This window comes from Hymenobacter terricola, from assembly GCF_017921975.2.
In the GTDB taxonomy this organism is placed as follows: Bacteria; Bacteroidota; Bacteroidia; order Cytophagales; family Hymenobacteraceae; genus Hymenobacter; species Hymenobacter terricola.
Genome location: NZ_JAGEMO020000165.1, coordinates 1 through 817 on the forward strand (window position 1 = coordinate 1; position 817 = coordinate 817).

Genomic DNA, 817 nt, shown 5'->3' on the forward strand with positions numbered 1-817 from the left:
AGCCAGTGCGCACAAAGCCTTTTTTGTACAGATCGCAAAGCCGCAAATCAAATTTGTGAATGTATTCGTAGATGTCGGAATCAAGGAAAATCGACAGCGGATAACTGGCTTCTTTGTCCTTTTCGAAGCTGGAGCAGCCACCACGCCTTACGTACATTTCAGCACGCAACAAACTTTCGTCGCAAGTGGTTGCAATGAGCGGTCGAAGATTCCTCTCTTTGCAGAACTTCTTGAACGGCCTTTTTTTGAGGATGTCGCAACATTCTTCGCTCACGTCGTAAGGCTGATTAACGAGATAGCGCCATTTTTTAGAGATAAATCCAAATTTTCGTTTTTTCCCGTCGAGATTTAACCGCAAGGCCCTTAATTTGTCGCTTTTGGTGTGCCGAGCTTGGCGAATGTAGCGACTTTGTTCTTTGCTCACAAGTGGAAATCCGCGCTCTTCAATGACTTCTTTAAAAGTCTGCTTCGGCTTGATGACGATCACGTTATCGAAAGAATGAACGAAATTCACAACGTCCGGATATTCCGCGCCCGTATTGCAAAAGACTGCAGGACAATTTTTGTCGACAAAGCGGCGAACAAGATCCAGCAGCACCGTGGAGTCTTTGCCACCCGAAAAGGAGACAAAACAACGGCCTTCAAGACGCGAAAAAAAATTCTCGACAGTCGCAACAGCGTGATCAAGCTTTTGGTCGAAAGTCCAACTCTGCCTTTGCTTCAATTCCTCTAAAGTCATACGCGATAATTGAGATTTATTTTGTGCCGCGGATTTCTCGAAAATTGCACGTGAAGCCATTGACCGCCTGCCCTTGAA

At 45.7% G+C, this 817-nt stretch carries 1 protein-coding gene; it reads right to left on the bottom strand.

Going from position 1 to position 817, the window contains the following annotated elements:
- Positions 1-739, bottom strand: a 739-nt coding sequence (locus tag J4G38_RS28000) for a phosphoadenosine phosphosulfate reductase family protein (RefSeq protein ID WP_226164091.1), incomplete at its 3' end; no start/stop codon positions are given.
- Between the last annotated feature and the right edge of the window lie 78 nt (positions 740-817).